Source organism: Novosphingobium sp. NBM11 (genome assembly GCF_015390225.1).
Taxonomy (GTDB): domain Bacteria; phylum Pseudomonadota; class Alphaproteobacteria; order Sphingomonadales; family Sphingomonadaceae; genus Novosphingobium.
Genome location: NZ_VUOG01000001.1, coordinates 1,536,916 through 1,555,818, shown reverse-complemented (window position 1 = coordinate 1,555,818; position 18,903 = coordinate 1,536,916). Strand labels below are relative to the sequence as shown.

Below are 18,903 nucleotides of genomic sequence, written 5' to 3'. Positions count from 1 at the left end.
AAAGCGCGCGGGGCGTCAGGCGTGCTGCGCCTTCAGGCAGGCGGTCAGCGACAGATAGAATTCCGCGATGGCAGCCAGTGCCTGGTCACTGATGACGGGTGTAGCTCCGTGCCGGGGGGGGACAAGCCCTTGCCCGCGCGCAGCGATGGCAAGATCTTGGGCCAGTCTCGTGCCGGACGAAACCGGCGAATGGCCCGTTGCGAAAGCGCGGACGCGCCCGATCGCGCGCAGGCGCAGGACGTCCACCGGAAAGCGGCTTTCCATCGCCTTGATCCGCGACAGCTTGCGCGCGCTATCGGTGTCACCCTCCGCTGCGGCGCCGTGGCGGGACGGTGCCTCTGAAGGCGGGGCGTGCTCGTCGATAAGGATGGCCAGGAAGCGGTCGAGTTCCTTCAGACAATTGCCCGCCAGCCGCAGCGCCACGCGCGCGGTACGTTCGCAGCCCGGCATCACGGTGGCATCGCGCGCGGCGCGATCGATCAGAAAGCGACAGCCACGCACCATTGCCCGATGCGCTGCGGAAAGCGCGGCTGCATCGGCCTGGACCCGCGTGGGCGAACCCTTCCGCGAAAGGGACTCAGGCAAGGAGATGGCACCCGGATGGATGGCGACGGTAACGTTCGGTCATGGGGCTGCTCCGATCCAGACGTGCCAGCGGGAGGTTTTATCGTGCCGGCAGTGCTATTTTCGGAACCTGACGGATGCGCCCGCTTACAGCAGTTGCGCGCGGCCGTCCAACGCTGAACTGCGCCATAGTTTGCAGCGGGAATGGATCAGGAAGGTAGCGGGAAGCCAAAAAGAAAATTATCCGCATGATATCTCGCAGTTTTTTAGAAACGACCAATCACGATGGCCCCCAAACTGGCCCCCTTTGTGACCGGATGTCTGTGGAAAACCTTGGACTTGCTGCTGAATCGCCCGGCGCAGATCGTCCAAATCAAATCCGATTGGCCGATCCCTCAAGAAACATCATTATAAATCAGTAATTTATATTGTTTTTCAATCAGATTCAAATTGCCAGTCAAATGTGATTGAGAAGCTGCCACCGCCGAAAATCCAATCTTTCTTCATTGTTTTCAATGCGATGCGCATAGAGAGGTGTCGCGTAGGGTGTGTATGTCCAATCACCATACGCGGGCGTTATTGTTGTGATCCGGCTTCCCGTTGAATTGGCCAGCGTCATTCGCGTGTCAGGTGAGCCAAGCGGCGAATGAGCGGTATGTTCACCTTACACTGAAAGTGGTTGCCCGGCCTCTTCCCGGCGCGCGTCCTCGTTACTAAGGTGCCCGCAAAGGGGTTCCTGCTTGTCCGATTCAGCGATTTTCATTTCTGGTTCTTTGTTCACGACTGATTACCTGGCCGAAGCCATCAAGGCTGATCCAGCATATCTAGCGGTCGATGCTGTTGGCCTACGTATTGCGTTGGGAAATATCGCCGCTGCATTCCCGCAAAGTCACAAGACCAACGAAAGCCAGACGGAGGATGACTTCATCTGGCCGGTTCTTGGTGCGCTGGGCTGGTCGGAGTCCTTGCGACAACAGAATTTGACTGTCAGCGGGCGCGATGATGTGCCCGACGGCCTCCTGTTTCTGGACGCAGACGCCAAGGCGGCAGCTAATGCGCTGGACGAGCAATGGAAGCGCTATGCGCACGGTCTGGCGGTGGTCGAAAGCAAGCGCTGGGCTCGTCCGCTGGATCGCGCTTCTGGCCGGGATGAGGCGACCGCGCCTTCAACCCAGATGCTGCGATATCTGCGCCGCATTGACGACCTGACAAGTGGTCAGCTGCGCTGGGGCATCCTGACCAATGGCACCAAGTGGCGGCTCTATTGGGCAGGTGCGCGTTCGGTTTCCGAAGAGTTCCTTGAGATCGATCTGGGCCGCGTCCTGGCGCTCGACGGCGTGTTGCCTCACGAAAGAACGTTCCCGAACGGCGCGACCGTTGCCTCACGTAATTGTTCCTTACAGGCCCTCGAGCATCATTGCCATTGCATGGGACGGATTGCCGTGCAGCTGAGCCGTAGGCGAGGCGGAACGGCAATCCGTCACATCGCCGTAAGAATGGTTTCCGCGTCGACTGGCGTGGCGCTGGCCTGTCCGGAAGAGTGGCTGAACACAAGTGCGCGCGCGTGTTCGGTACGCCAACCTTTCAACCGGCGCTGGATAGTTCGCAGAAGGCCGTCTGGGTAAATGTCCGGCTGCTGGGCCTGCAATTTCTCCAGCAACTCGCGCCCGGTACGCCAAGGCTCCTCTTCGAACCAGGCCTTCAACTGGTCGGTAACCTGAAGCAGTGGATCCGGCCGGCGCCGCTCTCGCTTGCGCGGCGCCTTATCAACGGCCGTGGGCCGCGCCTCACCATTCTGCCATAAAGCTTTCAGGCTCAAGAGGAAGGCCCCCAGCGGTGGGGGTGACGTTTCGTTCGGATTTGCCAAGACGACGGCGTCGGCCAGGACCACCAGTTTCTGCTGCGCGGTCCGGATATCTCGCAGCAGTCGAACCGGATCCAGTCTGCCAGCCAGGTCCCGTAGCCGTTCGCGTGTCTGCTCGTTGGTCCGCGGGTCATCCATCAGGCGCTGGAACGGCGTCGCGGGAGCGTGATAACGTTTGTGGACTTTGGCGCCGTCGCGGCGCTTTTCCGCCAATTTGAATGAAGGCTGGAAAAAGTTCACGAACAAACGCGCCGCCGCATACAGCTCAGCCAGTAACCCGGCTGCTTCCAGCCCCTCGAAGCGGCGATAGCCCACTAGACGACGCACAACCGAACCGTTCTTCTGCTCGACCCAAGCCTGATCGTTCTTCCGATAGGGACGGCAGCGGGTAAAGGCGATTTCCGTCGCCGCGCAGTAATCCCGCACGGTCTCATTGATAAACACGCTGTCATTGTCGGAATCGAAACCCAGCAACGGGAACGGCATCAGCTTGCGCAGTTCCTTGAGGACCTCCACCAACAACGTTTGCTCGCGAACCAGTAGCGGAGCGCATTCGGTCCAGCCTGTTGCGATATCCGTTAACGTTAGCGTCCACGCCCAGCTCCCTTTCGCCACCGGGCCGCTATGCGAAACAAGGTCGGCCTCCATATATCCCAGCGCCGGATCTCCCCAGTCGCTGAACGTTCGGATCGGAACACTGCGCCTGAGTTCGGATCCTGCCACGCCGCGACGCCGGACCTTCTGATTGTTTCCTTTCGCGATCCGAAGAATACGGTCAATCGTGGCGGGGCTCATCTGCAACAATCTCGCCTTGATCGCCGGATCGAGATCAAGGTGGCCATGGCCCTCCATCGCCTCGATCAGAATCGGAATAAGCGGCCGCAACCGCTTGCCGCACAGGCGGTCGCTGGCCTCCCATAACACGAGCAACGCTCCGCGCACCGCCTCGTTGTAAATCCTGCGCTCCGGTCGCGTCGTTTCCCTGATCAACGGCTCCGCACGCAAGAGTCGCATTGCATGCTTCCGGTGGAAACCTGTGATCGCGACGAATTCGTCGAGAACCTTACCCTTGCTCGCGCGATCGGCCGAGCGATACCGCGCGCCGACAGCTTCAATCAATTCCCTTCGCGTCGCCATGCTCACCTTCCGCATCGTTCCCTCCCGGCCAATGCCGGGAGCAGTTTAGATGAGGCAACGGCAGCTTTGCCGGGAGCATTTCAGGCGAGGCAATGCGGGGGGGATGCTCTCGTCACACGACCTTTTGCGGAAGTCGAGGTCCGGCGCCTGCCGGTCGGAGCCGCCGCATTTATCGAGGCGCTGAAGGAAGGACAGACGATTATTGACGCGGTCAAGGAAGGCCTGACCGTCAACCCTGGCTTTGATCTGACGACCGCATTGCGCGGTATGATCGAGGCGAACGTGATCATCGGTCACGATGCGAATTCTCTCCAATCGATGGAGGCGGCATGATTGGGAAATGCCCACGATCGAACCGCATCGTCGCAACACTATACCATCTCATAGGCGGAATAGGCGCAGTTGCCCGACATATCGCGCCACCGGTGATGCGCGTCGCTCTGGCGCTGCCTTTCTTGCGCTCCGGCCTGACACGATGGGACGGCTTCCTGTCGCTATCCGCTGGCACGCAGTTCCTGTTCGAAGAGCAGTTCAAGCTGCATGTTCTCGGTGGCGAGTATGCCCTGCCGTTACCGGATCACCTGGCTCTCCTGACGGCGATCGCCGAGATCCTGCTTCCGATCTTTCTGATCGCCGGTTTTGGAGCACGCCTGACCGCGCTCGGCCTGCTGATGATGACCGGTGTGATCCAGTTGGTGTTTCCTGACGGCTGGATGAACTTTCACCTCTATTGGGCAGCCATCGCGCTCGGCATCATGGCCCTCGGCCCGGGCGTCCTCTCCCTTGATCACTGGCTCTTCAAGGGTATAGTTCGATCCGTTCGGCCGGGTGCGCAGTGATGCTGTGCCGAGGTTCCAGAGAACTTGGGCGGGACTTCGGCACCGCAGCATCGATCAACGCGTGGGGTGGCCACAATGCGCGATGACAAGCGTCGGCTGCTGCAACTGGTGGCCTCCGACGGCACGGTCACGAGCGGGGACGGAAGCGGTCCGAACGGTCCTGAAGTACCGGCCTCGCGCGAACTCGACTGGTCGATCCTCATGGCGCGCGCGCAGGATGGTGATACGACAGCCTATCTACGCCTGCTACAGGAGATCACGCCCTATCTCAGGTCGTTGGCCAGGCGATGGCACAAGGAACAATGGGATATCGAAGACACCGTGCAGGACATCTTGCTGACCCTTCATTCGATCCGGCATACATATGATCCGGCAAGGCCCTTGGGTCCCTGGCTGGTGGGCATCGCCAATCGACGCGCCATCGACCGCCTGCGTCGTCGCGGTCGGCAGATCTTGCGCGAAGCCCCGCTTACCGCCGAGCACGAGGCAACGGCGGCACAATCGGATAGCGACGAGGACGTGCTTGAAAAGCAGCGGTTGACCAAGGCGCTTGATGACCTGCCATCCGTCCAGAGAACTGCTGTCGATCTGCTTAAGCTCAAGGAAATGTCCCTGAAGGAAGCCTCCGATGCAACCGGGCTCTCCATCGCGTCACTGAAGATGGCGACCCACAGGGCAATCCGGAACCTGCGCGATCTGCTCTCGGATCGGAGGGAGCCGTGATGGAAACTGCTGATCTGATCCGCTCGCTCGCCACGAATGCTCCTCCGGTCAGGCGCCTGCGTCCACCCTTGCTGCGCGCCACCGGCTGGCTTTTGATCGCCGCCGCCATCATGGGCCTCATGACCATCAGCCACGGCGTGCGTCCGCAGTTCGCCGAGCGGATGCAGGATACCGTCTTCGCCATCAACATGATCTCGTCTCTGATAACGGGCGCCCTCGCCACCATTGCGACGTTCTTCATCAGTTTGCCGGACAGATCACGCTGGTGGCTGCTTCTGCCCATTCCGCCGCTCGTTCTCTGGCTGTCGACCATTGGATATCAATGCTTCGCCGGCTGGGTGCCCGTTCCGCCGGGGCAGTCACGGTTGAGGCGGCGTCGAGCTGCTTTGCGACACTCGTCCTGACCAGTTTACCCCTCTCGTTGATCATGCTGGCAATGCTGCGATATGCGGCGACGCTGCGTCCGACGTCGGTCATTCTGATGGGAAGCCTGGCGGTGTCCGCCATCACGGCGACAGCCCTGTCCATGTTCCATCCCCTCGATGCGACTGCGATGATCCTTGGCTGGAATCTCGGTACCGCCGTGCTGTTCCTGACAGGCGCAGCTTTGTTCAGCCGAAGGTTTTCCTCAAGCGGTCGGTCTACGAGGCGGCATCGCCCGCCAACCGGCGCTCGCCGGCTTCCATGAACTCTTTGGACCAGACAGGGCGGGTAGGCAGGATTGACCGGGTGGCCGGGCTTTCGGAGGATAGCCCATGCGGACACACCGATCTCGTAGTGTCGAGTTCAATCAACAGGTGGCGCAGGAGACGCTTCATGGCCTGGCGAAACGCCAGGACATTTCACGCAACCTGATCCGCGTCTGGGGCAAGAAGTATGAGGCTGGCGGGGTGCATGAACAGGCCCCAGCAGAGAAATGAGAGGATTCGTCACACCCTGGACAATCGTGAAACCGGCGGCGAGGACGAACAGGGCGAACACGAAGGCTCTCAGGTCCGGCGCGTCATAGCCAGGGGTGGTATGGCATCAGATGCGCGATCCGACATGATGGTGGACAACATGGATCAGTCTCCTCGAAGTTACTCGAGCGTTTCTGACCCTAGTTGTAGAGTAGCTCCCGCTGCAGCCAGCATGACCGCCCCAGCGAAGGCCATGGTCCAGATCGGTTCGGTCGGGAAGAAATGGCGCATGATCGTGCCCATCACCGTCGCCACCAGCAATTGCGGGATGACGACGAAGGCGTTGAACAGCCCCATATAGATGCCGAGCTTGGTCTGCGGCACGCTGGAGGCGAGCATCGCATAGGGCATGGCGAGGGTCGAGGCCCAGGCGATGCCGATCGCCACCTCCGACAGGAGCAGCGCCCGTGCATCGCGCAGGACCAGGAAGGACAGGAAGCCGAGGGCGCCGAGCGTGAGCGCCAGCGCATGGGTCCGGGCCTGGCCGATGCGACGGGCAAGCGGCTGGAGCAGGAAGGGCGCGGCGAAGGCGGCAACGCCATTATAGGTGGCGAAGAGGATGCCGACCCAATTGCCCCCTTCATTATAGGCGGCGCTGGTCGGGTCGGCCGATCCGAACATATATTGGGCGACCACCGGCGTAGTGTAGATCCACATGATGAAGAGCGCCGACCAAGTGAAGAACTGGACCAGCGCCAGCTTCTTCATCATCGCCGGCATGGTCGCGAAATTGCCGACCACATGGCTGAGCAAATTATCGGTCCGGCCTTGCGCATGAAGGCCGCGCGCGGCGATGCGGGCAATGCCATAGGCGGCGAGCAGGCCGCCCAGCAGATAGAGTTCCTTTTCCAGCGCCCAGCCCCAGACGGCGGCGATGACGGCGAGGCCGGCGACGATCCAGAGCGGACCACCGGCGGGGACCGGCGGCGCCTCCTTCCGGCTTGCCGCTTCGCTGGCCTGTGCAAAACCGGCCATCTGCTCGGGCGAATATTCGCGGGTGGTGAGCACGGTCCAGAGCACGGCAAGGAATAGCGCGGCGCCGCCGATATAGAAGCTGACCCGTACCGTGTCGGGGATCATGCCGACGGGCGCGACATTGGAGACGCCCATCTGGTCGAGCAGCCAGGGGGTGGAGGAGCCGATCACCGCGCCGGTGCCGATGAAGGCGGTCTGGATCGCATAGCCGGCCATATGCTGTTCCTTCGCCAGCATATCGCCGACAAAGGCCCGGAACGGCTCCATCGAGACGTTGAGCGAGGCGTCGAGAATCCAGAGCATCAGCGCGGCAGCCATCAGGCCTGGCGCATTGGGCATGCCGAACAAAGCGAGCGCCGCGAACAGCGCACCGGCGAAAAAATAGGGCCGGCGCCGGCCGAGGCGGCACCAGGTGCGGTCGCTATAATGGCCTATCACCGGCTGGACCAGCAGGCCGGTCAGCGGCGCGGCGATCCACAGCAAGGCGAGATTGTCGAGATTTTCCCCCAGCGACTGGAAGATGCGCGACATGTTGGCGTTCTGGAGCGCGAAGCCGATCTGGATGCCGAAGAAGCCGAAGCTGATATTCCACAGCCCCCAAAAGCCCTGGCGCGGCCGACCATCGGACGTCGTCGCGCCCGGTTCCAGCCCCATCTCATTCATCCCGGCCATCCCCATCCTTCGCCTTAACTTCGCGCATTTCCCGCACATTTTGACATTTAGTTGCGAGCGCCTGATCCTATCGGAAAGTCTGCGTGCATGCGGCCACGAAGCCTATCAAGCGCAGGCGGAATAGGACAGCCGAGGCTTTTGATCGCCCCCTTCCACCCTGCATCATCCTGACGAAAGTCAGGATCCATTCGGCGCGACATCTGCGAGCGAGCGCTGAATGGATCCCGGATCAAGTCCGGGATGACGACAAGTATCAAGGAAGCGTCAGCCTTCACCGCTTGCGCTTGCCGCCGCTGGCGACGAAGCGGATCGCCTGGCCGCCGCCGGGCGCAAGATCGATGGCGAGGACGTCGCCCTTCTTCACCTGCTTCTTCTCGATCACGATCGCGTGGCGTGCCTCTGTGCGATAGTCGGCGCCGGGGCCGTCGCGGTAGATTTCGGCGGTGTAGCTGCGGCCGGCATCGAGGAAGTCGAGCGCCACCTTGCTGGAGCGCGCCTGTTCATCGCCGACTGCGCCCAGATACCAGTCGTCGCTGCCCTTCGCCTTGCGCGCGATGGTGACATAGTCGCCAACCTCACCATTCAAGGCGCGGGTGTCGGACCAGTCGGTCGGCACATTCTTGATGAACTGGAAGGGGCCGGGATATTTGGCGTAATTTTCCGGCGTGTCAGCCGCCATCACGACCGGCGAATAGAGGACGACATAGAGGGCGAGCTGCTTGGCGATGGTCGAGTGGATCGTGCTGCCTTCCGAACCCGACAGGCTGAGCACGCCCGGCGTGAAGTCCATCGGGCCGCCCAGCAGCTGGGTGAAGACCAGGTTCGCCTCATGCTCGGGCGGGTTCTTGCCGCCGACCCAGGCATTATATTCCATGCCCCGGCCGCCTTCGCGCGCGACCCAGTTGGGGTAGGTGCGGCGCAGGCCGGTATCCTTGACCGGTTCATGGCTGTCGATGCTGACATGATATTTGGCGGCGGTCTGCACGACGCGCAGATAATGGTTCACCATCCACTGGCCTTCATGCCATTCGCGATGCTTGGCGCCATCGGCGTCGACCCGCTCGATCTGGCCCGCATCGGTGACATAGCCGGTCTTCACCACCTGCTCGCCATGGTCGGCCGCCCATTTGAAGGCGGTGTCGAGCTGGCCGTCATAATGGCTGGCCGATCCGCCGGTTTCATGATGGCCGATCAGGGTGACACCCTTGGACCTGGCATAGGCGGCGAGGCCATCGGCATCGAAGTCCTCGGTCGGCTGCGAGAAATTCATTGCATTGCCGTTGCCGAACCAGTTGCCGTCCCAGCCGACATTCCAGCCCTCGACCAGCACGGCGGGGATGCCACTGGCAGCGGCGAAATCGATATAGCGGCGGACATTGGCGGTGGTGGCGCCATGTTTGGGGCCCTGCGCCCAGCTCCATTCGCCCTTGATCATGTTCCACCAGACGCCGACGAACTTGCCCGGCCTGATCCACGAAACATCGCCGAGCTTGTTGGGCTCGTTCAGGTTCAGGATCATGTGGTTCATGTAGAGGCCGGCGGCATCGTCGGCGACGGCGATGGTGCGCCAGGGGGTGGAGAAGCCGGCGTCGCGCGACACCTTGGGTGCGCCCGCACCCGGCGTCAGATCGGCGCGGAAAGTGTTGCCTTCGGCACGGGCGAGATTCATGCCGGCATAATCGACCAGCGCGGCCTCATGCAGGGCGACATGGGTGCCGTCGGCCAGTTTCACCGTCATCACCGTCTGGGCAGTGCCGACCGCGTCGAGCGGGGTACGATTGTAGAGATATTCCTCGCGGTTCCATTCATAGGCGGGCTTCCACCAGGCCGTGCCGCCTTGCGCGAAGGCGAACTGGGTCAGTTCCTCGGCGATGTTGGCGTGATGGAGATTGGCCTGATCGGGCAGGCTGTAGCGGAAGGCGACGCCCTCATCGAACAGGCGGAAGGTCACGTCCATTTCGCGCTGGAGATCGCCCTTCTCGCGGAAGACCAGCTTGAGCTCATTATGATGGTCGCGGATCGTGCTCCACTCGCCCCAGGGCTGGGTCCAGTTGGTGTCTCTGCTCGCCTGCCTGGCATCGGCCAGCGTCAGGTTGCGCTCGATCTTGGGCGCATCGGTGAACATGAAGCCCAGACGGCTGTCGGCGATCAGCGGCTTGCCATTGCGCTGCACGGCATAGCTGGGGCGCCCCTCGCCATCGAGGCTGATGGTGAGGGTGATATGGCCGTCGGGCGAGGCGGCCTTGGCCACCACATCGGCGCGCGCGGCGGTGGGCGCGAGCGCCAGGGCGATGAGGGGAAGAGCGAGCGCGGTCAGTCGCGTCATGGGAACGTCCTTAAACTTGGAAGGCGGCGACGAGGCCGGATGCGGGGGCGAAATTCCAGTCGGCGATGCTGCCGGTCGACAGTTCGACCTGCCAGCGGTCCGCATCGGCCCGGCGCCAGGCGACGGGGCTGGCGCCGAGGTTGAAGACGCAGAGGCGCTGCTGCCCGTCCTGCGTCCGTTCGAAAGCGAGCAGATCGTCCGGCGTATCGAGAAAGGTGATCGTGCCGCCGCGCAGCGCCGGGGTGGCATTGCGCAGGGCCAGCACCTCGCGCGTCCAGTGGAGCAGCGAAGCAGGATCGGCTTCCTGCGCATCGACCGCGAGCGGGCGATGCGCCTCCCCCACCGGCAGCCAGGGCTTGGCATCGGAGAAGCCGAGCCAGGGAGCCGCGCCGATCCAGGGCATGGGCGTGCGGGCGCCGTCGCGCGACAGAGTCAGCGGCCAGTTGGCGATCGCTTCGGGATCCTGCAGATCCTCGAACGCGATATCGACCTGCGGCAGGCCCAGTTCCTCGCCATAATAGAGGAAGATATTGCCGCGCAGGCAGGCCAGCAGCAGCATCTTCATCCGGCAATAGGCATGGGCGTCGATGTCGCCGGCCCAGCGCGAGACGGCCCGCGGCGCGTCATGATTTTCGAACGCCCAGCTGGGCCAGCCAATCCTCTGCTCCGCCGGCCAGCGCGACAGCGCGTCTTTCAGGAACGGCGCGGTCAATTTGGGGGCGTAGAGGAAGTCGAAGCCATAGGCGGTGTTGAGACGATGATCGCCCTGGGTGAAGGCCTTCATCTCCGCATCGCTGTCATCCCCGCCGACTTCGGCGACGGTGAAACGATCGGGATATTCGTCGAACACCGCACGCACCTTTTCCAGGAACAGCGGAATGTCCGGGTGGCTCTGGCTGTAGCGCTTGATCTGGAAATCATAGGGGCGCGTGCGAATGCGGCCATCCTGTGGCGCGGGAGGATTGTCGCGCAGTTGCGGGTCGGGCATCGAATGGTTGATCGCGTCGATACGGAAGCCGTCGACGCCGCGGTCGAGCCAGAAGCGCACGATATCCAGCACCGCCGCCTGCACCTTCCCATTGTGCAGGTTGATCTGCGGCTGCTCCTTCAGGAAATTGTGCATATAATATTGGCCGCGCCGCGCGTCCCAGGTCCAGGCCGGGCCGCCGAACACCGACTGCCAGTTGTTGGGCGGCGTGCCGTCGGGCCTGGCATCGGCCCAGACATACCAGTCGGCATGGTAATTCTGGCGGCTGGAGCGGCTTTCGATGAACCAGGGATGTTCGTCGGAGGTATGGGCCCAGACCTGATCGACGATGATGCGCAGGCCGAGGTCATGGGCGCGGGCGATCAGCGCGTCGAAATCGGCGAGCGTGCCGAAGATCGGATCGACATCGCAATAATCCGACACGTCATAGCCGAAGTCGCGCATCGGGCTCTTGAAGAAGGGCGAGAGCCAGATGGCATCGACGCCGAGCGAGGCGACATAGGGAAGATGGGCGGTGATGCCGGCCAGATCGCCGATGCCGTCGCCATTGGAGTCGGCGAAGCTGCGCGGATAGATCTGGTAGATGGCGGCGCCGCGCCACCAGGGAGCCATATCGGTCAGTGCGTCGGTCATTGCGGATTAGCGCTCCGTACAGCGCAGACGCTGTAGCCAAGGGGAGGAAGGTCGAGGGCGAGGCTGCCGGGCGCCGACGCGCGCGGGGCACAGGCCGCGCCGGCAACGGTGTCGAAAGCGGTGGAGGCTATATCCACCTGGACCTGCGCCCTGATCGGCGCGGTCGATGTGTTGAAGGCGATCAGATATTCCGCGCCCGTGTCGGGATCGAAGCGGGAGACGGCGAACAGGCCCGGTTCGTCGCCGCGCGCGCGGATCGTCTCGCTGCCCCGGCGCAGCGCGGCATGGCCGGTGCGCAGCCGGGCGAGCGCCGCGATCTCGCGATAGAGCGGATGGGCGGGATCGAAGCGCGGTGTGGCGGTGGTGGCATCGCTACCGAGCAGGCGATTGTCGTTATAGCTCGCCACCTGGCTGCCGAACATATCCTCGCGCGCGTCCTGATCGCCACCATCGCCAACGAAACCCTGTTCATCGCCATAATAGATGGTCGGCACGCCGCGCAGCGTCAGCAGCATGACGTTGGCGAGCATCACCCGGCGCAGCACTTCATCCTCGCCCGCCTGCGGGAAGGCGCGGCGGACGAAGGTGGCGAAGCGGCCGGCGTCATGATTGCTGACGAAGGTCGGCAACTGCCGCGCGGTGGCGCCGCCGCCCTGATAGAGGGCGTCGCCAGTCAGCATGCGTTCCCAGGTAGCTGTCGCCGCCTTGCCCGCGACGGTTTCCAGTGCGGCCTGGCGGAAGGCGAAGTCGAGCACGGCGGGAAAGCCGCCTTCGCGGGTGTGCCAGGCAAGCGGGCCGGCATCGACCGTCTCGACATAGACTTCGCCGAAGACATGGAAATTGGGGATGCCGCGCGCCTTGGCCCGCGCCTGCATGGCGGGGACGAATTGCTGCCAGAAATGCGGGTCGACATGGCGGGCGGTGTCGATGCGGAAGCCGTCAATCCCGAAGCGGTCGATCCAGCCGCCGAAAATGTCGATCATGCCGGCGATCACGCGCGATGTTCGGTCATCAGATCGTCGAGCCCGGCAAAGTCGCCCATGGTCGCGCTCTCGCCCGAATAGGTCGTCTCGCCGCGATTATGATAATAGCGCACATCGTTGAGCCAGGCCGGGTTCTTCACCGCCTGCTCGCCCTTGGGCACGAACGGAGTATAGGCATAGGCGGGGTCGGTGAGCTTGCCGAAATTGGTGGCGCTATGATCGGCGTCGCCGGCAAAGCCCGGATTGATCGCCGGGCCGGCCACGCCGCCGCGGCGCTGATAGGGATAGTCGGCGCGCGAGCGATAGGGACAGGGCTGGTCGGCGCATTCGCGATATTGGATCACGTCGGCCGTATGGTTGGCGATGATGTCCATATAGACTTTCATCCCCCGGCCATGGGCGGCCTTCACCAGTGCGGCAAAATCCGCGTCGGTGCCGAAATGCGGATCGACATGCTCGAAATCGGTGATCCAGTAGCCGTGATAACCGGCGCTTTCCTGCCCCTTGGGACCCTGCACCGGCTTGTTGCGGAAGATCGGCCCGACCCAGATGGCGGTGGCGCCCAGCCCCTGAATATAGTCGAGCCGGCGGATCAGCCCCTTGATGTCGCCGCCATGGTAGAAGCCCTTGGACACAGGATCATAGCCGGTCTGGAGCCGGTCGCCCTTGAGGCCGCCCTTGTCATTGGCGGGGTCGGCATTGTCGAACCGGTCGGGCAGGACGAAATAGATGACTTCATCTTCGGGCAGGCGGGCGCGGAAACCGTCATCCTGTGCCATCGCCGGAGCGGGAAGCGCGCAGAGCCCAGCCAGCAGCATTGCCGTTCGTCCGCGCATGACCTTCATCCCTCCCATTGCCGCTTGTGCCCAATTGCCGCGGCTTGGCCCCTTCTTAGTCGGCGTAGACAGGGCGGGCCAAGGGAGCGGCATACGTATTCAGGCCGGTTTCAAACCCTTCTATTCCCAATGGAGACTCGCTGGCGTAGGGTTGCGCCATGGCCGCCAACGACAAAGTGACATCCTTCGACATCGCCACGCTGGCCGGCGTGTCCCAGCCGACCGTGTCGCGCGCGCTGCGTGGCGACAAGACGGTGAGCGAAGGGACGCGGCTGCGGGTCGAGGCGATCGCCCGGCAGCTCAATTATACGGTGGACAAGAATGCATCCTCGTTGCGGCGGGGCAAGAGCAATACGCTCGCGCTGCTGTTCTTCGAGGATCTGCTGCCCGACGAAAGCTGGATCAACCCCTTCTTCCTGTCGATGTTGGGCCCGATCCTGCAGACCTGCGCCAAGCGCGGCTATGACCTGCTGACCAGTTTCCAGCAGCTGTCGACCGACTGGCATGTCGATTATGAGGATAGCCGCAAGGCCGACGGCATCATCCTGCTGGGCTATGGCGACTATGAAATCTATCGCACCCGGCTGGAGCAATTGGTGGCGCAGGGCACGCATTTCGTGCGCTGGGGATCGGTGGACCAGCATGCGCTGGGGATGACGATCGGCTGCGACAACCGTCGTGGCGGGCGGGATGCGGGCAGACATCTGATCGCGCGCGGATGCAGCCGGATCGCCTTTCTGGGCGACGCATCGAGCCATTATCCCGAATTTCGCGACCGTTATGTCGGCCTGTCCGATGTGCTGCGCGAGGCCGGCCATGCGATCGACCTCGGCCTGCATGTCGATGCACTGTCGACCGAGCAATCGGGTTATGAAGCAGCGAGCCGCCTGATCGCGCGCGGCGTGACATTCGACGCGATCTTTGCCGGGTCGGACCTGATCGCGATCGGCGCGATGCGGGCGCTGGACGAACATGGGCTGTCGGTGCCCGGCGACGTCGCCCTGATCGGCTTTGACGATATCCCCGCCGCCAGCCTGACACGACAGCCGCTGACCACCGTGGCGCAGGACTATCTGCGCGCGGGCGAAGTGCTGGTCGATGCGCTGATCGGCCAGATCGACCGCAAGCCGGTCACGCCAACGCTGCTGGCGCCCCGGCTGATCACGCGGATGACGGCGTAAATTATCTCCCCTCCCTCTCAGGGAGGGGAGGAAGAAGAGCGGCCGAGCCTACTCCCTCTCCCCCCAAAGAAAAACGGACCGCCCTCCCCTCTAAGGGGTGGCGGTCCGGGGAGAGGGATTGCCCGCGTGCAGTCGGGCAATCCGGGGAGGAATTTTAGAACTTATAGGTCAGGCCCAGATAATAATCACGGCCGTAGCGCTGATAGTCGATGACCTGCCGCTTATCGCCATTCTGATAGGTGACGAAGGGCTGATCGGTGAGGTTCTTGCCCTGCAGCAGGATCGACAGGCCGGTGAGTGGCCCCGACTGGAATTCATAGCCGATCTGCGCGTCCAGAATGCCCTCTGCCTTGGCGGTGCGGAAGGTCGGCGCGGCCGAAAGGCCGGCGACTTCGCCCAGGAAGGAGGAGCGATAGCGATAGGAGACGCGCGCCTGGAAACCGCTCTTTTCATAATAAGCGGTGCCGCTGGCGACCCATTTGGAGAGGCCCGGCAGGGTGACGACATCGGTCGGGTTGCTGCCATATTTGACTTCGCTGTGGGTGTAGGAACCGCTGGCGAAGATGCCGAAGCCGTCGAGCGTTTCGCTGAACACCTTGAACGGCAGCGAGACGGTGCCTTCCGCACCCATGATCGTGCCCTTGCCGGTGTTGGCCGGGGCCTTCAGCAGACCGATATAGCTGCCGTCGGCAATGATCTGGTTGCGGATATCGACAGGCAGCGAGGCCAGCACATCCGAGAAATCATAGGCGATATTGTTGTTGGGATCGACGAAGTCGGTCAGATTCTTGAAATAGCCCGCGAGCGAGACATAGCCGCCACCCGAGAAATATTTCTCGATCGACAGGTCGATATTGGTCGACTGATAGGGACGCAGCGCGACGTTGCCGCCGTTCGAGCTGAACGGGCTATATTGCGGGTCGGAGCCGAGGCCCACATTGGCCAGGTTGAAGCTATATTCCTGGTTGATCCGTTCCTGGTCCATGCGCGGACGGACCATGGTCTGGGCCGCGCCCATCTTCACGAAGAAGCCGGGTTCCAGCTCGACCGAGAATTGCGCGCTGGGCAGGAAATTGGTGAAGCTGTCCTTGCCCGAAGCCGGCACGACTGTGACGACGCCGTTGGAGAAGTTGGAGATGGTGCCGGTCGACGCCTGACGGGTGTGGATCACCTGCACGCCGATCGCGCCCTTGAGCGGCTTGCCGCCCAGATCGCCATCCAGCGTCATCTTCGCATAACCGGTGAAGACATCTTCCTTGACGACATTGTCGCGCACCAGCGAGGATGGCCGGTTGTCATACACGGCATCCAGGACATTGTTGTAGAGATAGAGCGGGTCGAGCGTCAGCATCGCCGGCACGCCCAGATAGTCGAGCGAGACATTCTTGCCGAGCAGTGCCTCCTGCGGCACCGGCGCCGAACCGGGCGTGCCATTAGCGATGGTGCAATCCGTGCCGCCGGTGGGGCAGAGGAAATAGCTGGTATAGGCGCTGGTCTTCTTGCGCCGGCTGTAATTGCCGCCGACTTCCCAGTTGCTGAAGATGCTGCCCGAAATATCGCCGACCAAGTTGGCGCGGAACGACTTCATGTCGTCGATGAACTTGGGCCGGTTGAGGAAGCCCGCCTGCACGACGGCGGTGGTGCCGTTGTAGCCCCAGCCATTGGGGTCGGTCAGGCTGATCGCGTTGGTGTCGGTATAGTCGAGCGTCGGCACGATGCTGAACAGGCCGTTCGACTGGCGTTCGACGCGCACCGTGTCGGACACGCCCGACCGCAGATAGCCGGTGCCCGAATAGGTTTCGAGCAGGAAGTCGGTGCGCTTGGCGCGCGACCAGCTGGCATCGACATTGAGCTTGAGCCGATCGTTCAGGCGGATGTCGTTGTTCCAGCCGAGCGAGATAGTGTCGGCCTTGCGCTTGTTATAGTCGTTGCGCTGGACGCCATAGACGTTGGAGAAGGTGGCGCCGGTGACGAAGCCATTTTCGACCGTCACGTCGCTGACGCCGACATTGCTGCCCCAGACGAGCGGGAATTCGATGCCGCGCAGGCGCTGTTCTTCCTCGAAATGCGAGGCGAGGACGTCGAAGGTCGAGTGGAAATTGTCGCTCGGCTGCCATTCCAGCGTGCCGACCATGCCATAGCGCTTGAGCAGGTTCGACTGCACATAGGGCTTGGCGCCGCCGATGATCAGATTGCCGTCGGCATCGGTGGGGTAGCCCCAGGCGTTGAAACGCTCATTCTGCGACGGGGTCTGCGAGGCGGCGAAACCCAGCGACAGGCCCAGCGTGTCGTCGGCGAACTGATCGACATAGGTGGCCGAAGCGCGATAGCCATAGCGTTCGCCATCGGGATTGAGCTTGTCCATGCCGTTCATCTGGCCGCGCAGCGACACGGCGAGGATGCGGTCATTCTTGTCGAGCGGACGCAGCATGCGCAGGTCGACCGTGCCCGAGATGCCGGCGGCGATCAGCGCGGCGTCGGCGCTCTTGTAGACGTTGACGTTCTGGAAGAATTCCGACGGATACTGGTCATATTCGACGCCGCGATTGTCGCCGACGGTGACCTGTTCGCGGCCGTTGAGCAGGGTGGTCGAGAAGTCCGGGCCAAGGCCGCGGATCGACAGGCGCTGGTCGCGACCTTCGAGGCGCTGGGCAGTGACGCCGGGCAGACGGGCGAGCGAGTCCGCGATCGACACGTCGGGCAGCTTGCCAACATCTTCGGCCGAGATGGAATCCACGATCAGGACGGAATCGCGCTTGACCTTAGTGGCTGAGGCGAGCGAGGCCCGGATGCCGGTGACGACGATGTCTTCAGTCAATGATTTTTCAGATGGCGATTCCGTTCCGGCCAGTGCCTGAGCCTGAGCCTGAGCCTGAGCCTGAGCAATTGCTGGAAACGAAAGTGCAGCGCCAGCTAGCAATGTGATGCGAAAAACGGAGCAATGGAAATGACGCATTGCCGGAGCCTCCCCTAACTTTTGTTTAGTGCGTTGATCTTGCCTACGTTCTTAAGCGCCACGGTAATCCGCCGGTGGCCACCTGCACAGATTTCAACATACGTATTCAACTGCGGCGAACAGGCCTGCTTCCGGCTTGGCTCAATCTTGCGTTTTCAGAGACCGTTTGGAAATGTGTTGATGCGGCGGCTCGGACATGATTCAAATTTGGGATGTGGACCCGAGCGAGCGTGGCCGGATGGCTGGATTTGAGAAACGATCGAAGCGCTACCCGACCGATTTGACGGACGAAGAATGGCTGTTCATTCAGCCGTTTCTGCCGCCCGTAGCCAAGCGCGGACGCAAGCCGTCGACAGACCTGCGTGATGTGCTCGATGCGCTTCGCTATCTGGCACGAACAGGTGGGGGATGGCGTATGTTGCCGAACAACTTCCCACCCTGGCAAACGGTGTATTGGTAGTTTCGTCGCTTCGTGCGCCGGCTCTTGTTCCGTACGATACACGACATCGCACTGATGCTCGACCGCGAACGCGAAAGGCGTGAACAGAGCCCGACAGCCGCCGTCGTGGATAGGCAATCCATCAAGGCACCGGCGGCGCAAAAGCGGGGTTTTAATGCGGGCAAGAAGGTTGTCGGTCGTAATCGGCACATTGCCGTCAATACCGATTGCCGATTGCTCATGGTCAATTTGACCACCGCCGACAATTCCGACAGCGCGGGGCGGGACCGCGATGGCCTCGGGGCGGCTGGCATCAAGGACCGGATCATGCACCGGCGGCACCGCTAGATGCCGAAGCTGCCGCGCTGGCAGGCGCGCCGCAATCTCCTCATCGCCAAACGGCGCGCACCGGTCGAGGCGGTGTTCAGCGCCATGAAGCGCCTCTACGGCGAGGCGCGCGCCAGATGCCTTTCCCTCGCGCGAAACTCCGCCGATTTCTTCGCATTCGCAACCATCTACGACCTCAGACGTACCACGATCCTCGCCTGATGCGCGCGCCGCACTCCACAACACCGCCGCAACCCTCGCCGTCGCACCAACAAAGGCCATGAACCGCCAGCACGCCAGCCTCACTTCCCCGTCCAACCGCGTTTCGAAGAGGAATCCCAAAGGCAGTGCGTCCCGCCTTACGCGCGGTCTCGACATCGACATGGCTGCTGGCAACAATCAGCCCGTTGAGAGCGGCATAGTCTTTGTGCAGGGCGGTGACAAAACCAGCCACTGGAACGCCAGCGAAGTGCTGAGCGTGGCGGAGTAAAAACCGGCCAG

15 protein-coding genes and 2 pseudogenes are annotated in these 18,903 nt (G+C 62.5%); 10 read left to right on the top strand and 7 right to left on the bottom strand.

The annotated features are described in order from the left end of the window. Positions 1-15: 15 nt before the first annotated feature. Complete coding sequence (locus F1640_RS07420; protein ID WP_194918506.1) at positions 16-504, bottom strand: hypothetical protein; 489 nt, start codon at positions 502-504, stop codon at positions 16-18. A 1,540-nt stretch (positions 505-2,044) separates the two neighbouring features. Then, positions 2,045-3,580, bottom strand: a complete 1,536-nt coding sequence (locus tag F1640_RS07415) for a DDE-type integrase/transposase/recombinase (protein ID WP_194918504.1) — start codon at positions 3,578-3,580, stop codon at positions 2,045-2,047. Positions 3,581-3,631: 51 nt separating this feature from the next. Between F1640_RS07415 and F1640_RS24855 the strand changes: the two genes are divergently transcribed. The 6 genes from F1640_RS24855 to F1640_RS07390 all read left to right on the top strand — a co-directional run bounded on the left by F1640_RS24855 (position 3,632) and on the right by F1640_RS07390 (position 6,047). Next, complete coding sequence (locus F1640_RS24855; protein ID WP_206694650.1) at positions 3,632-3,898, top strand: hypothetical protein; 267 nt, start codon at positions 3,632-3,634, stop codon at positions 3,896-3,898. Between the two features lie 95 nt (positions 3,899-3,993). Then, positions 3,994-4,404 carry a DoxX family protein gene (locus tag F1640_RS07405; protein ID WP_206694649.1) on the top strand — a complete coding sequence of 137 codons (411 nt, stop codon included), beginning with the start codon at positions 3,994-3,996 and terminating at the stop codon, positions 4,402-4,404. Between the two features lie 75 nt (positions 4,405-4,479). Further along, positions 4,480-5,127, top strand: coding sequence for a sigma-70 family RNA polymerase sigma factor (locus F1640_RS07400; protein ID WP_194918502.1), 648 nt, complete (start codon positions 4,480-4,482; stop codon positions 5,125-5,127). Continuing rightward, positions 5,127-5,531, top strand: a complete 405-nt coding sequence (locus tag F1640_RS24850) for an NrsF family protein (RefSeq protein ID WP_206694648.1) — start codon at positions 5,127-5,129, stop codon at positions 5,529-5,531. The genes F1640_RS07400 and F1640_RS24850 overlap by 1 nt, the downstream gene beginning before the upstream one ends. After that, positions 5,450-5,815, top strand: a complete 366-nt coding sequence (locus F1640_RS26000) for an NrsF family protein (protein ID WP_206694647.1) — start codon at positions 5,450-5,452, stop codon at positions 5,813-5,815. The genes F1640_RS24850 and F1640_RS26000 overlap by 82 nt, the downstream gene beginning before the upstream one ends. A gap of 67 nt (positions 5,816-5,882) precedes the next feature. Next, the gene (locus F1640_RS07390) at positions 5,883-6,047 is read left to right on the top strand and encodes a hypothetical protein (RefSeq protein WP_206694646.1); all 165 of its coding nucleotides are present in this window, start codon (positions 5,883-5,885) and stop codon (positions 6,045-6,047) included. Positions 6,048-6,206: 159 nt separating this feature from the next. Here the strand turns inward: F1640_RS07390 and F1640_RS07385 are convergent, their stop codons facing one another. The 4 genes and pseudogenes from F1640_RS07385 to F1640_RS07370 form a co-directional block, all read right to left on the bottom strand. Further along, entirely contained in the window at positions 6,207-7,724 is a 1,518-nt protein-coding gene (locus tag F1640_RS07385; protein ID WP_194921255.1) for an MFS transporter, read from the bottom strand. Positions 7,725-8,004: 280 nt separating this feature from the next. Further along, the gene (locus F1640_RS07380; RefSeq protein ID WP_194918501.1) at positions 8,005-10,059 is read right to left on the bottom strand and encodes a glycoside hydrolase family 97 protein; all 2,055 of its coding nucleotides are present in this window, start codon (positions 10,057-10,059) and stop codon (positions 8,005-8,007) included. 10 nt (positions 10,060-10,069) lie between these two features. Further along, on the bottom strand, positions 10,070-11,680 hold the full coding sequence (locus F1640_RS07375) for an alpha-glucosidase (RefSeq protein ID WP_194918500.1): 1,611 nt from the start codon (positions 11,678-11,680) through the stop codon (positions 10,070-10,072). Next, positions 11,677-13,499: pseudogene (locus F1640_RS07370) on the bottom strand (alpha-amylase family glycosyl hydrolase). Before F1640_RS07370 ends, F1640_RS07375 begins: the two are co-directional and overlap by 4 nt. Positions 13,500-13,657: 158 nt before the next feature. On the opposite strand from F1640_RS07370, the gene F1640_RS07365 reads away from it, so the two are divergent. Then, positions 13,658-14,680, top strand: coding sequence for a LacI family DNA-binding transcriptional regulator (locus tag F1640_RS07365; RefSeq protein WP_194918499.1), 1,023 nt, complete (start codon positions 13,658-13,660; stop codon positions 14,678-14,680). 154 nt (positions 14,681-14,834) lie between these two features. Here F1640_RS07365 and F1640_RS07360 read toward each other — a convergent pair whose 3' ends face one another. Beyond that, positions 14,835-17,636 (bottom strand): TonB-dependent receptor, encoded by a 2,802-nt coding sequence (locus tag F1640_RS07360; protein WP_194918498.1) that lies wholly within the window; start codon positions 17,634-17,636, stop codon positions 14,835-14,837. A gap of 196 nt (positions 17,637-17,832) precedes the next feature. Here F1640_RS07360 and F1640_RS25150 point away from each other — a divergent pair. The 3 genes and pseudogenes from F1640_RS25150 to F1640_RS07345 form a co-directional block, all read left to right on the top strand. After that, positions 17,833-18,357 (top strand): annotated as a pseudogene (locus tag F1640_RS25150) (IS5 family transposase); the annotation flags it as partial. A 66-nt stretch (positions 18,358-18,423) separates the two neighbouring features. Then, complete coding sequence (locus F1640_RS07350; protein ID WP_120252817.1) at positions 18,424-18,624, top strand: transposase; 201 nt, start codon at positions 18,424-18,426, stop codon at positions 18,622-18,624. 58 nt (positions 18,625-18,682) lie between these two features. Beyond that, on the top strand, positions 18,683-18,892 hold the full coding sequence (locus F1640_RS07345; RefSeq protein WP_194918497.1) for a hypothetical protein: 210 nt from the start codon (positions 18,683-18,685) through the stop codon (positions 18,890-18,892). Positions 18,893-18,903 lie beyond the last annotated feature (11 nt).

Bases quoted from the DNA above. Each gene is read 5' to 3' on its own strand.
- F1640_RS07420 (WP_194918506.1), bottom strand. From the start codon at position 504: ATGGTGCGTGGCTGTCGCTTTCTGATCGATCGCGCCGCGCGCGATGCC.
- F1640_RS07415 (WP_194918504.1), bottom strand. From the start codon at position 3,580: ATGCGGAAGGTGAGCATGGCGACGCGAAGGGAATTGATTGAAGCTGTC.
- F1640_RS07405 (WP_206694649.1), top strand. From the start codon at position 3,994: ATGCGCGTCGCTCTGGCGCTGCCTTTCTTGCGCTCCGGCCTGACACGA.
- F1640_RS07400 (WP_194918502.1), top strand. From the start codon at position 4,480: ATGCGCGATGACAAGCGTCGGCTGCTGCAACTGGTGGCCTCCGACGGC.
- F1640_RS24850 (WP_206694648.1), top strand. From the start codon at position 5,127: ATGGAAACTGCTGATCTGATCCGCTCGCTCGCCACGAATGCTCCTCCG.
- F1640_RS26000 (WP_206694647.1), top strand. From the start codon at position 5,450: ATGCTTCGCCGGCTGGGTGCCCGTTCCGCCGGGGCAGTCACGGTTGAG.
- F1640_RS07390 (WP_206694646.1), top strand. From the start codon at position 5,883: ATGCGGACACACCGATCTCGTAGTGTCGAGTTCAATCAACAGGTGGCG.
- F1640_RS07385 (WP_194921255.1), bottom strand. From the start codon at position 7,724: ATGAATGAGATGGGGCTGGAACCGGGCGCGACGACGTCCGATGGTCGG.
- F1640_RS07380 (WP_194918501.1), bottom strand. From the start codon at position 10,059: ATGACGCGACTGACCGCGCTCGCTCTTCCCCTCATCGCCCTGGCGCTC.
- F1640_RS07375 (WP_194918500.1), bottom strand. From the start codon at position 11,680: ATGACCGACGCACTGACCGATATGGCTCCCTGGTGGCGCGGCGCCGCC.
- F1640_RS07365 (WP_194918499.1), top strand. From the start codon at position 13,658: ATGGCCGCCAACGACAAAGTGACATCCTTCGACATCGCCACGCTGGCC.
- F1640_RS07360 (WP_194918498.1), bottom strand. From the start codon at position 17,636: ATGCGTCATTTCCATTGCTCCGTTTTTCGCATCACATTGCTAGCTGGC.
- F1640_RS07350 (WP_120252817.1), top strand. From the start codon at position 18,424: ATGCCGAAGCTGCCGCGCTGGCAGGCGCGCCGCAATCTCCTCATCGCC.
- F1640_RS07345 (WP_194918497.1), top strand. From the start codon at position 18,683: ATGAACCGCCAGCACGCCAGCCTCACTTCCCCGTCCAACCGCGTTTCG.